Genomic DNA, 16,312 nt, shown 5'->3' on the forward strand with positions numbered 1-16,312 from the left:
TGCTTGTATGCTCAATCTGGAAGTGAGACGCCGGCGCGGCTGCCTCAGTGACCATCCGTGAGCAGCCCGAGGATGGCCAGTTTTTCGATACGGGGCAGCGTGCCCGCGTCGCGCACGAATTTGAAGGCGTCGTCAGCGACTTCAATCGTGTGGTCGATGTCCGCCTCGGTCATGGCGGCGCAGATAAACATGTTGTGCCAGGGGTGGAAGTAGACGCCGCGCTTCATCAGGGCATCGTTCCAGGCGTAGCCTTTGGAATAGCCCGGATCATCTTCGAACATGATGAGCGGCATTTCGGCCGGGCCGGTCTGGCGCAGGGCGAAGCCGTGACGGTTTGCGGCTTCGTCCAGCCCGGAGCGCAGGCGCTGGCCGAGGGATTGGGTGCGCTCAAGATAGTCGGTCTCGCGGATGAGGCGCATCGTTTCAAGGCTTGCGGCCATCGGCGCAGCGGAGAACCAGTAGGAGCCGGTCGCATAAATCGTGGCGGCGGCGTTGCGGGCTTTTTCGGCACCGAGCAAGGCAGAGATGGGATGGCCATTTGCGATGGCCTTGCCCCAGCTGGAGAGATCCGGCTTCACGCCGACGCGCGCCCAGCTGGAATCGCGGGCCAGGCGGAAACCAGCGCGGACATCATCGACGATCAGCAGCGCGCCGTTCTCATCGCAGAGTTCGCGGGCGCGGCGTGCATATTCCGTTGTCGGATCTTCCTGATCGACGAAGGTGTCGTGCTTGATGGGCGAGGCGAAGATGGCGGCGAGATCGTCACCGGCCTTGCGGACAGCTTCTTCGAGGCTGGCGACGTCGTTATAGGTGTAGAAGACCTGATTGGCGCGGTCGCTTGGCGCGGTGCCGTTTTTCACCGGTGTGCACCAGGGGGCGGCGCCGTGATAGGCGCCCTTGGCGAGGACGATGGTGTTCTTGCGGGTGAAGTTGCGGGCGACCATCATGGCCATTGTGGTGGCGTCCGTGCCGTTCTTGCAGAACATGGCCCAATCGGCATGGGAGACCATCGCGGTCATCTGCTCGGCGAGTTCCACCATGAGGCCGGCAGGGCCGGTCATCGTGTCGCCTTTCTTCAGCTGGTTGATGTAGGCCGCATCAATGGTTTCATGGCCATAGCCGAAGAGATTTGGGCCGTAGCCGCACATATAGTCAACGTACCGGTTGCCATCGGCATCCCACAGATAGGCGCCCGAAGCGCGATCAAAGAACTGGGGATAATCGTCTGGCAGGAGGCGGACGGATTGGTGGCCGTACATGCCGCCGGGAATGACCGCTTCGGCACGATCACGCAAAGCCTTGTCCACTGAGTTCGTCCACATGTTGCCCTCGCCGATTTTGCCGATAAGATAGTTTTGACTATCTTACTTAAGACCGATATGGACGCAAGGTAAATTCGGGAGGGAAAACAATGAAACTTGATCTTCTGTGCGTGGGGCTGACCACGCTGGATGTTGTGGGCCGGCCGATTACGGAAATTCCGCAGAATGAAGGCGGCCGCCTGATCGAGCAGATCGCCTGCGCGCCGGCGGGCACAGCGGCGGGCGCGGCGTGCGTGGCGGCGCGCCTCGGGCTGAAGGCCGGTGTGGCGGGCGCCATTGGCAGCGACCTGACCGGCAAGTTCGTACGCTTCGCGCTGGAAGATGGCGGCGTGGATACCAGCCTTCTTCAGACACTTGAAGGTTATCCCACGTCCACGACAATCCTCCCTATTGATCATCAGGGCCGCCGCCCGACGCTGCATGCGCCCGGCGCTGGCTCTGTGCCGCCGCTGACGGACGCGCTGGTGGCGGCGGCATCCCATGTGCGCTGCCTGCATTATGCGGCAATTGGCGCGCCGACATTTGATGGCGGGTCGGGCGAAAAACTTCTTGAGGCCGCAAAAGCTGGCGGGGCGGTGGTGACCTGCGATCTCATCGCGCCGAGACCGGACGCGAAAGAAGAGCTTAAACGCATCCTTTCCCATGTGGACTGGTTTCTGCCGAGCGCAGATGAAGCGCGGTTTCTGACCGGGATAGACGACCTGCAATCAGCCGCTGATGCCTTCGTTGCGATGGGCGCGAAGAACTGCGTCATCAAGGATGGCGGGCGCGGCGCGGTTATGGCGGCGGGCAAGCTGCGCGGGCGGGTGGCGGCATTCAAGGTGGATGTGGTGGATACGACGACCTGCGGGGACTCGTTTTGTGCGGGGTTCATCACGGCGCATCTCAAAGGTTGGGATGATCTGGACGCGCTGACCTTTGCGGCGGCGACGGCGGCGATGGTGGCCCAGGGGCTGGCGACGTATGGTAAGCTGGAGAGCTTTGATCAGGTGGAAGCGGCGATGAAAACCCTTCCGATTCAGGAGGCTGGCGCATGATGAGCGAACAGGAAACAAAGCTGCGCGAGCAGGTGGTTGAGGTGATGGCGGCGATGGATGCGCGCGGCCTGAACCGGGGCACTTCGGGCAATGTGTCGGCGCGGCTGGGCGAGGATATGCTGGTGACGCCGACGGGGGTTCCGCCCTCGATGCTGGCGCCGGAACATATCGTGCGGATGGCGCCGGATGGGAGCTTTGATCCAGCGGGCATGAAGCCGTCGAGCGAATGGCAGATGCACTGGAAACTGTTGCAGCTGCGCCAGGATGTGAACGCCGTGGTGCATTGCCATTCTCGCTTTGCAACGACGCTGGCCTGCGCGAACAAGCCCATCCCTGCCCTGCATTATATGGTGGCTGTGAGCGGGGGGCCTTCTGTGCCGGTGGCGCCTTATGCGACATTTGGATCTGCTGAGTTGGCCGAGGCCGTTTGCGAGACACTTTCGGGACAATTCGGGACACTTATGGCCAATCACGGACAAATCGTGGTCGCGCCGAGCCTCAAACAGGCGCTTCTGATCGCCGAGGAGATTGAGGAACAGGCGGCCATCTATTGGGGCACGTTGGCCATCGGCGGACCGACCCTACTGGCCGATGATGAGATGACGCGCATCGCTGACCGGTTCCGGTCCTATGGGCAGAAGAAGAAGCCTTGATCCAAGGTGCGGCGGGATTGCGCTTGCGCATACGGTAATGATGGCTACCATTAGTCCAGAGTGATTGATGGGAGCCCCCTATGCTGGCCTGCTATACTGACCGTCTGAGCCTTCGCCCTGGCGAGACTTTTGCCCTCCATATCAGCGTGGAGAACGGCCCTTGCCGGCTGGAGATCGCGCGCGTTGGCAAAGGGCGCGAGATTGTTCACACGCAGGACGGGATTGTGGCGGGGCATTATCCCGCGCCGGAGGATGCTGACCGGAATGGCTGTGGCTGGCCGGTGGCGCTGGAAGTGACGGCGGGCGCGGATTGGCGGACGGGGTATTATGACATCGTGCTGACCGATGCGGCGGGCGAAGCGACCCACCATTTCGTCTGCATCAAGCCAGCCGCGGGGACTACGGGCTCGAAAGCCGTGCTGGTGCTGGCGACGAACACCTATCATTCCTACAACTGGTGGGGCGGCGCGAACGCCTATTCCAATGTGACGGGGTTGATGACCGGCAAGGTGCCGTTTGATCAGGCGATGGATGAGGCGATTGGCGTTTCTTCAACGCAGCGGCCGTTCACGCAGATGATCATTGCGGCGCCGGACGACGCGCCGCGCCTGATCAACATGCGCTCGCGCGGCTTCAAGGAGAAGCCCTGGACGGCGGACCCGGACTGGATGCGCAAGCATCGTATCTCGCCCTATGATGGCTCGGCGGGTTTCCTCAACAAATGGGAACATGCCTTTGCGGCTTGGACGGAAGAAGAGGGCTACGCCTTCGACTATGTGACTGATTATGATCTGGATACGGATGCTGATCTGCTCTCGGCCTATACGTCTGCCTTCTTTGTCGGCCATTCGGAATACTGGTCTGGCAAGCAGCGTGAACAGGTGGAGCGGTTTGTCGACGGAGGCGGTTATGCGGCGATCCTCTCTGGCAATACCTGCTTCTGGAAGGTGCGCTGGGAGGACGATGGCAAGACGTATGTGTGCCACAAATGGAAAGGGTTTGAGGCCGAGGATGTGCCCGATGCCGACGCAACGCATCTGTGGTCTCACCCCGCTTTCAAGGCGCCGGAAGCAGAGATTACCGGGCTGAGCTTCAACTTTGGCGGCTATCATCGCCTTGGCATGTGTGTGTCGCGCGGGTCTGCCGGCTTTACCGTTTACAATGACAAACACTGGGCGCTGGAAGGGACAGACCTTTTCTATGGCGACATTCTGGGCGGGGACGTTCCGCTGATCGGCTATGAGAGCGATGGGTGCCAGTTTGAGTTTGGCGCAGACGGCCTGCCCAAGGCGATCCCGCTGGGCGGGGTTCCGGAGAACCTGGAGATTATCGGGATTGCGCCGGTGACGCTGGGCGAGGATTCCAGCAGCGGCTATGCACCGATGATCCCGCCGGAGAAGCTGGATGTGATTGCGCAGGTGATCCATGGCGACGGCTCGCCCGCAATGCAGCAGCGGGTGTTGCGCGGGCATGCGATGCTGGCGAGTTTCAAGCGCGGCAAGGGCGAGGTGTTCAATACCGGGACGACCGAATGGGCCCATGGCCTGGCCGCGCATGATCCGTTTGTTGAGACCATCACCCGCAATGTGATGAAGCGGTTTGGCGTGACGCAGAGCTGACGCGCCGTTTCCTCTGCCTACCTACAAATGTTGAAAGGCGCGGGAGGGACAGCCCCCGCGCCTTTCTTTTGGCCCAAACCGATCTGGGAGGAAACTTTAGATCAATCGGGGGCCAAATCTGGTTCCTTGCCGCCGCCCTTCACGAAGAAGAGGAGGATGAACCCTGCCGCAAACAGGACGGCGACGGGGATGAAGCCAGCCTGTTGCGAATGGAAGACTGCGGTGAAAATGCCGACGAACATGGGGCCAAGCCAGCTGGTGGAGTTGCCCGCAAGCGCAGCCAGACCAAAGAACGCGCCCATCTGGGAGGCGGGCGCGAGGCGTGTCAGCAGTGTGCGGCTGGAAGACCAGGCTGCGATCTGGAAGACGAAGCCGAGGAAGCCAAAGAAGACAAAGACCAGCTCTGGCAGCGTCGTGAACATCGGCGCGTTCCAGATGGGCTGGGGATCAGCGACCGGCATGAAGAGGATCTGCGCGGGCGCGGCGCCGATAATGCCGATGAGGCCGATGACGGAGCCTGCGATCTCGATCTGGAAGGCGATCCTGGGTCCGAAGGTTTCGTCCAGCCAGCCGGCGAGGACGCCGCCGATGAGGCCTGCGACGCAGCCGAGCAGTCCGTAGACCAGCATTTCCGTACCAGCCCAACCCATGACGCCGGCCGCATAGACACCGCAGAGGATGAGGAGCACGCCTCCGGCATCCTGCGCCAGCGTGCGCGCGAGGAGGTAGATCATCGCATCGGAATTCTGTTTCCAGTTACGGATGAGAGAGATGAGCGAGCCGACGCCTGCCCGGACGGAGGAGGCATCTGCCTTGCCACCGGATTTGGCCGCGTCCTTGCTGAAGAGGAACAGCGGGATGGCGCAGAGAGCAAAAGTGAGCGCGACGAGGATGGGGACCATCCGGTCGGGCTCGCTGTTTTCCTTGGAGAGGCCGAAGAGGGGCTGCTCCGGCAGCATCAGCGCCATCAGGATGAAGACGAGCAGGATTATCGAGGTGACGTTGCCGAGGGAGAGGGCGAGGCCCGACGCCATCGGCCGCATGCGCGGGGCCGCCGCATAGGGCAGCATCGAGGAGAAGAGCACTTCGCCGCAGGAGAGAAGAATTGAGATCAGTCCGAGGATGCCGACGACGACCCAGGGCGAGAGAATCGCCCCGCCCGGCGCCGCGAACCAGAGCGACATCATCAGGGGAATGACCATCAGCGTGATCAGCGCGAGCCAGGGCTTGCGCGGGCCGATGGTGTCCACCGTTGCGCCGATGACCGGGGCAATGAAGGCAACCGTCAGACCCGAGATCATGCCCATCTGGGCAATCATCGCCTGCCCTTTTACGCCGTCGCCCACAACCAGAGTTGCGAAATACGGCGCGAAGAGGAAGCCGTTGACGAGGCCGATATAGGGGTCACGCCCCGCCTGGTAGGTGGCCCATGACCAGGCGGAACGATCGAGCTTTCGCGACCCCGAAACGGAACCGGCAGCGGCAAGATCCGCTTCCGGTCCGTCCACTGCCGGCATCAGGCCCATCTCAGTAGTTGTAGCGCAGGAAGAGGCCAGCGCTACGCGGGCGGGAATAAGTCAGAAGGTCCACGCCGAGGCTGTCGATCGGGTTGGCCGAGGTGAGGTAAGCCTCGTCGGTCAGGTTGCGGCCCCAGAGACCGGCTTCGATGCTGCCATCGGGCGAAGCAACGGCGAGTTCTGCGCCCACGAGCCAGAGCTCGGGATCGGAGAGACGCTCGCGCATCGTGCTGTCGAAATAGACTTTCGAGCGGTAGGACACGTCCACGCTGGGGGTGACCGTGACGCCGGTATCGGCGACGAAGGTATAGGCCGCGCGGCTGGTCAGGCTGTATTCGGGCGACTGGGGCATCTGGTTGCCGGTATAGTCGCCGCCGAGAGAGTTATATTCTCCGTACTCGGCATGCAGCCAGGCGAGGCCGAGCGAGAGATCGAGGTTTTCGATCGGCATCGCCGTGAATTCGGCCTCTGCGCCGTACATCTCGGCGCCCGCAGCGTTGTCGAGCACCTGAACGGTGAGACCGTTGCGCTCGACCGTCGAGTAAGCCTGGATGTCCTGATAGTCGTAATAGAAGCCCGAGAGGTTCATCCGCAGGCGGTTGCCGAGGAGATCGCTCTTGGAGCCGATTTCGTAGGCGTTGACCGTCTCGTTTTCGTAGGGCTCGATCTGTTCGGCATTGTCTGCGTTGCCGCCGAAGAAGCCGCCGGATTTGTAGCCGCGGCTGTAGCTGGCATAGATGTTGGTGGTGTCGGTCAGGTCATATTTCAGGCCGACTTTACCCGACCAGTCGCTGAAGGTTTTGCTGTCCTGGAAGGTGAACAGCGGCAAGACGCCTTCGGCGATGGTGGTGTAGTCCATCGACTTTTCATCCGACGACCAGCGCAGGCCGGTGGTGAGGATAAGGCCCGGCGCGAGCTCATAATCGGCCTGGCCGAAGATGGCGTAGGTGTCGGTTTCCTGCGTATACGGATAGCCGAGATAGATGACCGAGTTTTCAGGGCTGACGCCTGTCGGGTTTTCCGGCGAGGTGAACATCGGGCGCAGGATGCGCAGGATGTCGTAGGCGCTGTCGCTCGTGGTCGTGTCCTGCATGTAGTAGCCGCCAACGACCCATTTCAGCTTGCCCACATCCGAGGCAAGGCGCAGCTCTTGAGAGAACTGTTCCTGGGTGTTGTTGTAGAAGGCTTCGAGCATCTGCAGCGGGCTGGAATCGGTGTTCTCGTGCGCGGCGCGCTCGACATCCTGATAGGCTGTGATCGAGGTCAGCGTCAGATCGCCGATCTCGCGGTCGATGGTGAGGGCGGCGGACCAGAGGTCAACCTTGTCTTTGCCTTCGACATCGCTGGTGATGGTGTAGGGATCGGCGTCCGTATCGGCAAAGCCGATAGCGTCGGTGCAGAGGCCGCTGCGGAAGAAGTCTGGCGCGCAGACGCCGTCCGGGCCTGCAGCGGCGGGGTCAACCGGGAAGAGTTGGCGCGATTTGGGCTGCACAGCGCCGCCGCGGTTAGCGAAGGTGTTGACCGTGAAGAGGATGTCCGTGAGGTCGTCCGGCGTGAAGAGCAGCGAGCCGCGCAGGGCGTAACGCTCGGCATTGTTGACCTTGTTCCCGGTGACGGCGTTGGTGCTGTAGCCGTCATCTTCGGCATATTGGCCGGCGACGCGGAAGGCGAGCTTGTCGCCGATGATCGGGCCACCAAAGGCGGCGTTCGTCTCTACCGAACCAAAATTGCCAACCTCGATGGAGGCGGTGCCTTCGGGGGTGAAGGTGGGGCGTTTGGAGATGACGTTGATGGCGCCGCCGGTGGTGTTGCGGCCGTAGAGCGTGCCTTGCGGGCCGCGCAGAACTTCAATCCGGTCAAGGTCGTAGAAGGTCGAGAACTGGGCGAGCGGCGAGCCGATATAGACGCCGTCCGCATAGAGGCCGACGCCGCTGGACGAGGTCGGGTTGAAGTCGTTGAGGCCAGCGCCGCGAATGAAGATTTTCGGGTTGGCAGCTGCGTCGGCCGCGGCAATGCGCAGGCCTGGCGCGAGATTGTCGAGCGAGGTGATGTCGGTAACGCGCTGTTTTTCCAGCATCGTGGAGGAGAGCGCCGTGATCGCGATTGGCACGTCCTGCACGTTCTCGGAGCGCTTCTGCGCGGTGACAACAATGCTCTCAAGGCGCGCGGTTGCGTCTTCCTGTGGCTCCACTTCGGTCTGCGCGACCGCAGTTCCTGTCCACAAGAGGGCAGCAGCGCCCGTTCCGATCAAAAGAGATCTCATCGCAGAATCCTTCCTGTCCATCCCAATTCGAGGACGAATGGATAGCGATCACTACTACTTTTACAATAGCTTTAATTACCGTTTTATGATGTTTAGTGTATGTGGACGCATAATGAGCATCAGAAATCCGGGGAACGCCGCAGAAATGAGCAGCTCCAAGAAAGCGCCTGTCCGCAAAGCGGCTGACCCTATGGATGTGGTGACCGCGACCAAACAGCAGCCTCAACAGGCGCGGGCGCAGGACACGTTCGAGTTGATCCTGGATACGGCCGGACGCCTGCTGGATGAGGTTGGGCTGGAGCGGCTGTCGACCAATCTTGTCTGCCGCCGCGCAGGCCTCTCCCCGCCCGCGCTCTATCGCTACTTCCCCAACAAGTACGCCATCCTGCGCGAGCTGGGCGACCGGTTGATGGCGTTGCAGGATCAGGCCGTGCTCGACTGGATCGAAGAGGGCGGGCTCGCTACCGATACGTTCGAGGACAGCGTTGCAAGCAATGTGCGCCTGCAGGAGCGGGTGAACGAGATCACGCGACAGTTTCCGGGCAATATCTATGTGCTGCGCGCGCTGCGGGCCATCCCGATCCTGAGGGAAGTTCGCATGGCCTCAAGCGAGATGGTGGCGGAGAATGTGGCCGACGCCATGATTGCCAATGGGCACAAGGCCTCGCGCGACCGGTTGATTGCTTCGGCGCGATTGACGACGGAACTTGCCTACAGCGCCATGGAAATGGTGCTGGAGGAGCCCAGCCGTGATGCCCATCAGATCTGCACCGATGTCTCCACTATGATCGTGACACACTATGCACAGCTTACGGGCTGATCGCGGGTCAGGATTTTACTTGAAGGCGCAGCCTTCTTTCACACCGAACATCTTGAAGATCATCGCCGCCGGACAGAAACCGGTGAACGAAGCCTGCAACAGGTTGAGACCCGCAAAGGCCGGCAGCAACAGCCAGTAGGGCGATACATAATAGCCCAGCGTCAGGCCGATGAGGACGACAACGCCGGCAAAGGCGAGAACAGCACGGTCGAGATTCATTTCAGGTTACTCCGCTTGAGGATCAGTTGGGCGCCGGCGCGAGACCGAACAGTCCACGCACCCATCGTTCGAGCGCGCCGCCAGCCGGAGCGCCAGACTGCCGGGTGAGTTCCCGCCCGCCTTTCCACGCCACGAGCGTCGGCACGCCGCGGATATTCAGGCGAACGGCAGCATCAGGGTGCTGGTCGGTATTGATTTTATAGAAGCGGACATCCCCCTGAAGGCGCTCTGCGGCGGCGTCATAGTGGGGCGCCATCATGCGGCAGGGGCCACACCAGGGCGCCCAGAGATCAACAATGAAGGCGCCGGTGTCTTTCTTTTCCAGGGCGCGCATCTGGTCATTGGTGATTTCGGCGGGGTGGGGCGTTGCCAAAAGCCCTGCACAGCGCCCGCATTTCGCAGCCGTCAGTGCCCTGCCCTCCGGCACGCGGTTCACCGCATTGCAGGCGAGGCAAACGATCATCCTGTCTTCACTTGCCATGTCAGCGTCTCCTGTCGCGTCTTTCAGCCTTTCAGCTTGTAGGTCTTGATAAGGGCGAGGGCGGCATTCTCATAGAATGTTTCCGCCTTGCCCGCCCTCACCTTGCCGAGGAAGTATTTCTCGAAACCAACCTTGGCGGTATGCACCCAGCCGCCGGAGCCCGACCAATTCACATTGCGCGGCGGGATCTGGGGCTGGGCAATGAACGCCACACCCTTGTCGCCAAAGTCTGCCAGGCAGATGGCGTTCCAAGTCGCCTCATGTGTCGGCTCCTGGCCGTCGAGGAGTTGTGCAAGGTTTTCAGCCGTCGCCGTGACCATGGACTCGATCATGAATCCGGTTTTGGGAACACCGACCGGTACGGGCGTCTTACCGACCGGCGGAATGGCAATGCACACGCCTATGCCGAAGATTTCAGGATATTTCGGATTGCGCTGATGCTTGTCCGTGAGGATGAAGCCGCGCGGATTGGTAAGCCCCTCGATGCCGTGTACGGCTTTCACGCCCCGGAATGCGGGCAGCATCATGGAGAACTTCATCGGGAGTTCGTGAACCTGCTTAATGCTGCCGTCTTCATTGACCTCTTCAACCGTCATCTTGTCCGGCTCGGCCTTCAGGACGCGGGCATTGGTGATCCATTTGATGTGGCGCTCGCGCATTTCGCTTTCGAGCAGGCTTTTTGTATCGCCCACCCCATCAAGGCCGAGGTGGCCGATATAGGGCTCTGAAGTCACGAAGGTCATCGGAACCCGGTCCCGGATCTTCCGTTTGCGGAGCTCGGTTTCGATGATCATGAGGGTTTCGTAGGCCGGGCCGAAGCATGACGCGCCCTGAACGGCGCCCACCACCACCGGGCCAGGGTCGCGGCAGAACGCTTCAAACGCCTGGTGAGCGGAAAGCGCATGATCAATCTGGCAGACGGACTGAGTGTAACCGTCCGGACCCAAACCTTCGATCTCATCAAAGGCCAGCTCCGGGCCGGTTGCGATAACAAGATAATCATAGTCGAGAAGCTGGCCATCACTCATGCGCACACGTTTGGCCTCCGGCTCTACCCGCTCCGCCTGCCCCACAATCAGGCCGATATGACGCTTCTTCATGGGACCAGCGAGATCGACCACAATGTCCTTTCGGTCTCTCCAGCCTACGAGGACCCAAGGATTAGAGGGCACGAACTGGTAATAGTCCGTCGCATTGATCACCGACACAGTGTCTTCCCGGCGGACCGCATTGCGGATCTCGTAAGCGGCGATGACGCCACCAAGGCCGGCCCCCAAAACGATAATTTTCGCCATATCCTGTGCGCTCCCATCTTGATATCGAAGATAATTATATTTTATTGTTTTATAAAATACGTATTATTACTAATGGCTCGAAGGGGGAAATTGCAGTTGTGACAAACTGCCCCCTAAAGCCCGCCTGTGGAGACCCGGCATGAGTGACCCAAGAGACCTATCGCCCGCCATGGTGTTCGATGCGCTGAAGCGGCAAGATGTGCTGCTGATTGACGTTCGCGAGCCGGCGGAGTTTGCAAACCTGCGTATTCATGGCGCTCTGCTGCATCCGCTATCAACGTTTGAGCCGCGCGCCATTCCTGCCAATCCCGATCGCCGGATCGTGTTTCAGTGTGGATCGGGCAAACGATCGCGCATGGCGCTGGACCGGTTCATGGCGGAAACAGGCGCGGAGGCCGCGCATATGGCCGGCGGCATCGGGGCCTGGAAGTCGGCGGGGTTGCCGTGTGTTTCCATAAACCCGGCGACCGGAGAGGTGGAAGATCATGGCCGCTATTGAAAAACACCGAATGCTGTTGGCTGGTCTTGCTGTCATTGCCTTAGCCAGCGGTGCCTGGGCGCAGACACTCACCGTCGAGGAATCAATCGTCGTTGACTACCGGCCCGTGATTGCCCGCATTGAAGCGGGCGATACGGCCACAGGCCGATCCCGCCTGCAGGGCGTGGTCACGCAGCTGAACGCGGTGGAGGGCCAGATCGTGAAAGCGGGCGATGTCGTCGCGGTAGTGACCGATGAAATGATTACGCCGCAGCTCTCAGGGCTCACGTCCCGTATTGAGGGGCTGAAGTCGCAGCTGCGCCAATCCGAGGACGACCTGACGCGGAATGAGGGGCTTCTTGCACGCGGTTTCTATCCCAAAGTACGGCTGGATGAGGAGCGCACAGCACTGGACGTGCTGCGCCGCACGCTTGCTTCTGCCGAAGCAGAACGCCGGGCGCTGTCTGCCCGCGAGGGGGAAGGCCGTATCCTGGCGCCTGCGGATGCGCATGTTACGGATGTGAATGTTGTAAAAGGCTCAGTGGTGTCGCCGGGGGACGTGCTGGTAAGCTTTTCTACCGTGAACGGCGTTGTGCGGCTTGCTCTGCCTGAGCGCCATGCGGCGACGCTGGTGGAAGGGGAGACGATTTCGCTCCGCCTGCCCTCACGGTCGAATGACATCCGCACCGCGACCATTATGCGGATCTATCCGGAACTGCGCCAGGGATCGGTCATTGCCGACGCGACAGTACAGGGCGGGCTGACGGCGCTGTTTGGCGAGCGTGTCGACGTACTGGCGCCTGTCGGTGAACGTAGAGCTGTCCGTATACCGAAAGATTACGTTTCCACCCGGTTTGGGGTGGACTTCGTGCGCGTGGCTGTGGGCGACCGTTTCATCGACGCCCCCGTCGCGCTGGCGGCGCCTCTGGTGGATGATCAGGGCCAGTATGAAATCCTCTCGGGCCTGAAGCCCGGCGATAAAATCCAGAAACCGGAATAACGCCGATGAAACCGGACCTTTCGGGCGCCATTACACGGTCGACCATCCGGTCGCCCCTGACGCCACTTTTCCTGCTGACGGCGCTGGCTGTCGGGCTTATCGCGCTGCTGACGATCCCGCGTGAGGAGGAGCCGCAGATTTCCGTGCCGATGGTGGACATCCTCGTCTCCGCGCCCGGTCTGAAAGCGCCCGATGCCGTCGAACAGGTGACCAAACCCCTGGAAAGCATCCTCATGGCAGTGCCGGATGTGGACCATGTCTACTCCCAGACACGCGACGATGGCGCGATGGTGACCGCGCGGTTCAATGTCGGCACCGATGCGGATGACGCCATACTCCGCATTCATGAGAAGATCCGGGCCAATCTCGATTCCATTCCCTACGATGTGCCGATGCCGCTGGTAGTGGGGCGCGGGATCAATGACGTTCCGATTGTCACGCTGACGCTCTCGCCGGACGAGACGACGGGCAATGTATGGAACGACACGGCGCTGCGGATGCTGGCGGATGAGCTGCGCAACGAGCTGATGAAGGTGAAGGATGTCGGCATCACCGACGTCATCGGCGGGCGGCCGCTGGAGTTGCGGGTCGAACCGGACATTCAGGCTCTGTCGGCGCAGGGCGTGACGCTGCAAACGCTGGTGCAGAGTGTGCAGAATGCGGCTGCTGCGCTGCCTTCTGGCCGGGCACATCAGGATGGGAGCTCGCTGATCGTTCAAGCCGGCGACCGGATCAATGCAGTGCATGAGCTGGAACGGCTGCAGATTCGCGGCGCAGGTGGCCGGGTTGTCTATCTGAGCGATGTGGCAAATGTGAAAGTGTCCGGGGCGGAAACCGATGCGCGCGTCTGGACGATGATCCACGGCGAGGATGGGAGCTTCAGCGCCGCGCCTGCCGTGACCGTTTCGCTGGCAAAGCGGCCGGGCGCAAACGCCGTGCTGGTGGCCGAGGCAATCCTTCACCGGGTGGAGGCGCTGGAAGGCAATCTCATTCCGGAAGGCGTTCATGTCGAGGTGACCCGTGACTATGGCGAGACGGCCAACCACAAGGCGAACGAGCTGTTATTCCATCTGGGGCTGGCGACCGTTTCGATTGTGGTGCTGATTGCATTCAGCATTGGCTGGCGCGAAGCGCTGGTGACGTTGATCGTCATTCCCACAACGATCCTTTTGACGCTCTTTGCTTCGCTGATGATGGGCTACACCATCAACCGGGTAAGCCTGTTTGCACTGATCTTCTCGATCGGCATTCTTGTGGATGATGCCATTGTCATCATTGAGAATATCGCCCGCCACTGGGCCATGCAGGATGGACGCACGCGGATTCAGGCGTCTGTTGACGCCGTCTCCGAGGTTGGAAACCCGACGATCATTGCAACTCTGACCGTTATCGCCGCGCTGTTGCCCATGATGTTCGTATCCGGATTGATGGGACCGTACATGGCACCCATCCCGGCCAATGCATCGGCGGCGATGCTGTTTTCCTTCTTTGTAGCCGTGGGCATTGCGCCCTGGCTGATGATGAAAATTGCCGGCAACGCACCTCTGCACGGGGCGCATGATGGCGCCCACAGCGAGACACGGCTGAGCCGGTTTTATCGACGCGTGGCCGCGCCGGTCGTGGCGTCCAAGAGGAACTCCTGGATATTCCTGGGTGTTGTGGGCGCGGCGACGCTGTTGTCGCTGACATTGTTTGCGACAAAGGCGGTGCCGGTGAAGCTGCTGCCGTTTGACAACAAGTCTGAAATTCAGGTGATCGTGGACCTGCCAGAGGGTGCAGCGCTGGAAGATACCGAGCGGGCCTTGTTTGCACTGGCCGATGCCATCGGACCGGTTGAGGAAGTGACCACGATCCAGGCCTATGCCGGCACGGCGGCGCCGTTCAATTTCAACGGCCTTGTGCGCCATTATTTCCTGCGGGCCAGCCCGGAACTGGGCGATCTGCAGGTGAACCTCTCGGCCAAGGAAGACCGCAAACGGGCGAGCCATGACATTGCCCTCGACATGCGCACGCGGCTGCTGGCTGTGCCTCTGCCCGAAGGGGCGAAGGTCAAGGTTGTGGAAGTACCACCGGGACCGCCCGTGATCTCTACCCTGATGGCCGAAATCTACGGCCCGACACCGGAGGCGCGCCGGGAAACGGCGGCGATCATCGAACGGTTCTTCGAGGAGACCGACTTCATTGTCGATGTCGATAACTCCATGGGCGATATGGCGCCGCGCCTGACATTCGGGATTGATGAGCCGGCCGCCGCGGATGCGGGCGTTCTGGAGCAGGACATTCTGGATGCGATCGGTATGGCGTTTGGCGGACAGACAGTGGGCGTGAGCCCCCGCGGTGAGGGGCGAGACCCGCTGAACATCCGGGTGTATCTGCCGCGCTCGGAGCGGAGCTGGACGCAGGAGATGGCCGCCATCCCCGTGCCGCGCCGGCTGGCAGGGACGGACGCCGCGCCGATCGAACTGGGAGAACTGGTAGATGTGCGCGAGGAGGCGGGATCGCCCACCATATTCCGCCGGGACGGGCATTTTGCCGACATGGTGATGGGCGAACTGGCCGGGCGTTTCGAGGCGCCGATCTACGGCATGTTCGAGATTCAGGACCGGGTAAAAACTTTCGACTGGGCAGCTGAAGGCCTGGAGATGCCTGCTGTGAGCCTTTACGGGCAACCAGCCGACGAGACGGGTACGACGGTGCTTTGGGATGGGGAATGGGAGGTGACGTATGTGACCTTCCGCGACATGGGCATGGCATTCGGCGTCGCACTTCTGGGGATTTATATCCTTGTGGTGGGCCAGTTTGGCACCTTCCGCATCCCGCTGATTATCCTCACGCCTGTACCGTTGACACTGATCGGCATCATGATCGGCCATTGGCTGTTCGGGGCCGCGTTTACGGCCACATCAATGATCGGCTTCATCGCGCTGGCGGGGATTATCGTTCGCAACTCCATCCTTCTGGTCGACTTTATCCGACACACAACGGATGCCGAGAAGCCACTGAAGGAGGTGTTGCTGGAGGCCGGCGCGATCCGGTTCAAGCCGATTGTGTTGACGGCGCTGGCCGCGATGATCGGGGCCGCCGTGATCCTGACTGACCCGATTTTTCAGGGGTTGGCGATTTCGCTTCTGTTCGGGCTGGCTTCGTCAACAGCCCTGACAGTGCTGGTCATTCCAGCGATTTATATCGCCATTCGCGGGCCAGACTGGCGCCCGGCGGCGTCAGATCCAGGACAAAGCGTGACAAATCTGGACAAATCTGGACACGATAATGCCCCTCCCCAAAGGTGAGCGCAGTAAGGCACTGATCATCGTTTCGAGCCGCGTTGAGGAGGCGGCAGAAGTGATGAAGGCGATGGCGAGCGAGACCCGCCTCAAGATCATGTGCGCGTTGAGCGAAGGAGAGTTGCCGGTGAACCAGCTCGCCCAGCTGACCGGCCAGAGCCAGTCGGCGGTTTCCCAGCATCTGGCAAAGCTGCGCGCCGCTGGCCTTGTGACCAGCCGGCGGGCGGGGCAAACGATTCATTACCGCTGCCGCGCCGGGATCGCGCAGCAGATCATCGACACGCTTTGCGGGTTCTATTCAGAGCCCTGAACGCAGCTGGGACC

The 16,312-nt window shown here is 61.2% G+C and carries 14 protein-coding genes; 8 read left to right on the forward strand and 6 right to left on the reverse strand.

Going from position 1 to position 16,312, the window contains the following annotated elements:
* Positions 1–44: 44 nt before the first annotated feature.
* On the reverse strand, positions 45–1,322 hold the full coding sequence (locus HNE_RS11950; protein ID WP_011647411.1) for an aminotransferase class III-fold pyridoxal phosphate-dependent enzyme: 1,278 nt from the start codon (positions 1,320–1,322) through the stop codon (positions 45–47).
* A gap of 89 nt (positions 1,323–1,411) precedes the next feature.
* On the opposite strand from HNE_RS11950, the gene HNE_RS11955 reads away from it, so the two are divergent.
* The 3 genes from HNE_RS11955 (at position 1,412) to HNE_RS11965 (ending at position 4,631) form a co-directional block, all read left to right on the forward strand.
* On the forward strand, positions 1,412–2,359 hold the full coding sequence (locus HNE_RS11955) for a carbohydrate kinase family protein (RefSeq protein WP_011647412.1): 948 nt from the start codon (positions 1,412–1,414) through the stop codon (positions 2,357–2,359).
* Complete coding sequence (locus HNE_RS11960; protein ID WP_035590950.1) at positions 2,356–3,012, forward strand: class II aldolase/adducin family protein; 657 nt, start codon at positions 2,356–2,358, stop codon at positions 3,010–3,012. Before HNE_RS11955 ends, HNE_RS11960 begins: the two co-directional genes overlap by 4 nt.
* Positions 3,013–3,092: 80 nt before the next feature.
* Positions 3,093–4,631, forward strand: coding sequence for a N,N-dimethylformamidase beta subunit family domain-containing protein (locus HNE_RS11965; RefSeq protein ID WP_011647414.1), 1,539 nt, complete (start codon positions 3,093–3,095; stop codon positions 4,629–4,631).
* Between the two features lie 101 nt (positions 4,632–4,732).
* On the opposite strand, the gene HNE_RS11970 is transcribed toward HNE_RS11965, so the two are convergent.
* Positions 4,733–6,148: an MFS transporter gene (locus tag HNE_RS11970; RefSeq protein ID WP_035591072.1), complete on the reverse strand. Its 1,416-nt coding sequence runs from the start codon at positions 6,146–6,148 to the stop codon at positions 4,733–4,735.
* Positions 6,149–6,158: 10 nt separating this feature from the next.
* Positions 6,159–8,411, reverse strand: coding sequence for a TonB-dependent receptor (locus HNE_RS11975; RefSeq protein ID WP_011647416.1), 2,253 nt, complete (start codon positions 8,409–8,411; stop codon positions 6,159–6,161).
* Between the two features lie 145 nt (positions 8,412–8,556).
* Here HNE_RS11975 and HNE_RS11980 point away from each other — a divergent pair, with 145 nt between their 5' ends.
* Positions 8,557–9,231, forward strand: coding sequence for a TetR/AcrR family transcriptional regulator (locus tag HNE_RS11980; RefSeq protein WP_198022854.1), 675 nt, complete (start codon positions 8,557–8,559; stop codon positions 9,229–9,231).
* A 15-nt stretch (positions 9,232–9,246) separates the two neighbouring features.
* Here the strand turns inward: HNE_RS11980 and HNE_RS11985 are convergent, their stop codons facing one another.
* From HNE_RS11985 to HNE_RS11995, 3 genes are read right to left on the reverse strand one after another with little or no spacing between them, the layout of a single operon-like run.
* Complete coding sequence (locus HNE_RS11985) at positions 9,247–9,450, reverse strand: YgaP family membrane protein (protein ID WP_011647418.1); 204 nt, start codon at positions 9,448–9,450, stop codon at positions 9,247–9,249.
* Positions 9,451–9,472: 22 nt separating this feature from the next.
* On the reverse strand, positions 9,473–9,931 hold the full coding sequence (locus HNE_RS11990) for a thioredoxin family protein (protein WP_011647419.1): 459 nt from the start codon (positions 9,929–9,931) through the stop codon (positions 9,473–9,475).
* Positions 9,932–9,954: 23 nt separating this feature from the next.
* A complete protein-coding gene (locus HNE_RS11995; protein WP_011647420.1) occupies positions 9,955–11,226 on the reverse strand; it encodes an NAD(P)/FAD-dependent oxidoreductase in 1,272 nt (423 codons plus the stop codon).
* A gap of 139 nt (positions 11,227–11,365) precedes the next feature.
* On the opposite strand from HNE_RS11995, the gene HNE_RS12000 reads away from it, so the two are divergent.
* From HNE_RS12000 to HNE_RS12015, 4 genes are read left to right on the forward strand one after another with little or no spacing between them, the layout of a single operon-like run.
* Positions 11,366–11,725: a rhodanese-like domain-containing protein gene (locus HNE_RS12000; protein WP_011647421.1), complete on the forward strand. Its 360-nt coding sequence runs from the start codon at positions 11,366–11,368 to the stop codon at positions 11,723–11,725.
* Between the two features lie 10 nt (positions 11,726–11,735).
* The gene (locus HNE_RS12005; RefSeq protein ID WP_035590953.1) at positions 11,736–12,704 is read left to right on the forward strand and encodes an efflux RND transporter periplasmic adaptor subunit; all 969 of its coding nucleotides are present in this window, start codon (positions 11,736–11,738) and stop codon (positions 12,702–12,704) included.
* Between the two features lie 5 nt (positions 12,705–12,709).
* Complete coding sequence (locus HNE_RS12010) at positions 12,710–15,994, forward strand: efflux RND transporter permease subunit (protein ID WP_011647423.1); 3,285 nt, start codon at positions 12,710–12,712, stop codon at positions 15,992–15,994.
* Entirely contained in the window at positions 15,975–16,298 is a 324-nt protein-coding gene (locus tag HNE_RS12015; protein WP_011647424.1) for an ArsR/SmtB family transcription factor, read from the forward strand. The genes HNE_RS12010 and HNE_RS12015 overlap by 20 nt, the downstream gene beginning before the upstream one ends.
* The last annotated feature ends 14 nt before the right edge of the window (positions 16,299–16,312 follow it).

The organism is Hyphomonas neptunium ATCC 15444 (assembly GCF_000013025.1).
Classification (GTDB): Bacteria; Pseudomonadota; Alphaproteobacteria; order Caulobacterales; family Hyphomonadaceae; genus Hyphomonas; species Hyphomonas neptunia.

What these genes read in the sequence shown, in the direction of transcription:
- HNE_RS11950 (WP_011647411.1), bottom strand. Translation starts at nt 1,322, where the DNA reads ATGTGGACGAACTCAGTGGACAAGGCTTTGCGTGATCGTGCCGAAGCG.
- HNE_RS11955 (WP_011647412.1), top strand. Translation starts at nt 1,412, where the DNA reads ATGAAACTTGATCTTCTGTGCGTGGGGCTGACCACGCTGGATGTTGTG.
- HNE_RS11960 (WP_035590950.1), top strand. Translation starts at nt 2,356, where the DNA reads ATGATGAGCGAACAGGAAACAAAGCTGCGCGAGCAGGTGGTTGAGGTG.
- HNE_RS11965 (WP_011647414.1), top strand. Translation starts at nt 3,093, where the DNA reads ATGCTGGCCTGCTATACTGACCGTCTGAGCCTTCGCCCTGGCGAGACT.
- HNE_RS11970 (WP_035591072.1), bottom strand. Translation starts at nt 6,148, where the DNA reads ATGCCGGCAGTGGACGGACCGGAAGCGGATCTTGCCGCTGCCGGTTCC.
- HNE_RS11975 (WP_011647416.1), bottom strand. Translation starts at nt 8,411, where the DNA reads ATGAGATCTCTTTTGATCGGAACGGGCGCTGCTGCCCTCTTGTGGACA.
- HNE_RS11980 (WP_198022854.1), top strand. Translation starts at nt 8,557, where the DNA reads ATGAGCAGCTCCAAGAAAGCGCCTGTCCGCAAAGCGGCTGACCCTATG.
- HNE_RS11985 (WP_011647418.1), bottom strand. Translation starts at nt 9,450, where the DNA reads ATGAATCTCGACCGTGCTGTTCTCGCCTTTGCCGGCGTTGTCGTCCTC.
- HNE_RS11990 (WP_011647419.1), bottom strand. Translation starts at nt 9,931, where the DNA reads ATGGCAAGTGAAGACAGGATGATCGTTTGCCTCGCCTGCAATGCGGTG.
- HNE_RS11995 (WP_011647420.1), bottom strand. Translation starts at nt 11,226, where the DNA reads ATGGCGAAAATTATCGTTTTGGGGGCCGGCCTTGGTGGCGTCATCGCC.
- HNE_RS12000 (WP_011647421.1), top strand. Translation starts at nt 11,366, where the DNA reads ATGAGTGACCCAAGAGACCTATCGCCCGCCATGGTGTTCGATGCGCTG.
- HNE_RS12005 (WP_035590953.1), top strand. Translation starts at nt 11,736, where the DNA reads ATGCTGTTGGCTGGTCTTGCTGTCATTGCCTTAGCCAGCGGTGCCTGG.
- HNE_RS12010 (WP_011647423.1), top strand. Translation starts at nt 12,710, where the DNA reads ATGAAACCGGACCTTTCGGGCGCCATTACACGGTCGACCATCCGGTCG.
- HNE_RS12015 (WP_011647424.1), top strand. Translation starts at nt 15,975, where the DNA reads ATGCCCCTCCCCAAAGGTGAGCGCAGTAAGGCACTGATCATCGTTTCG.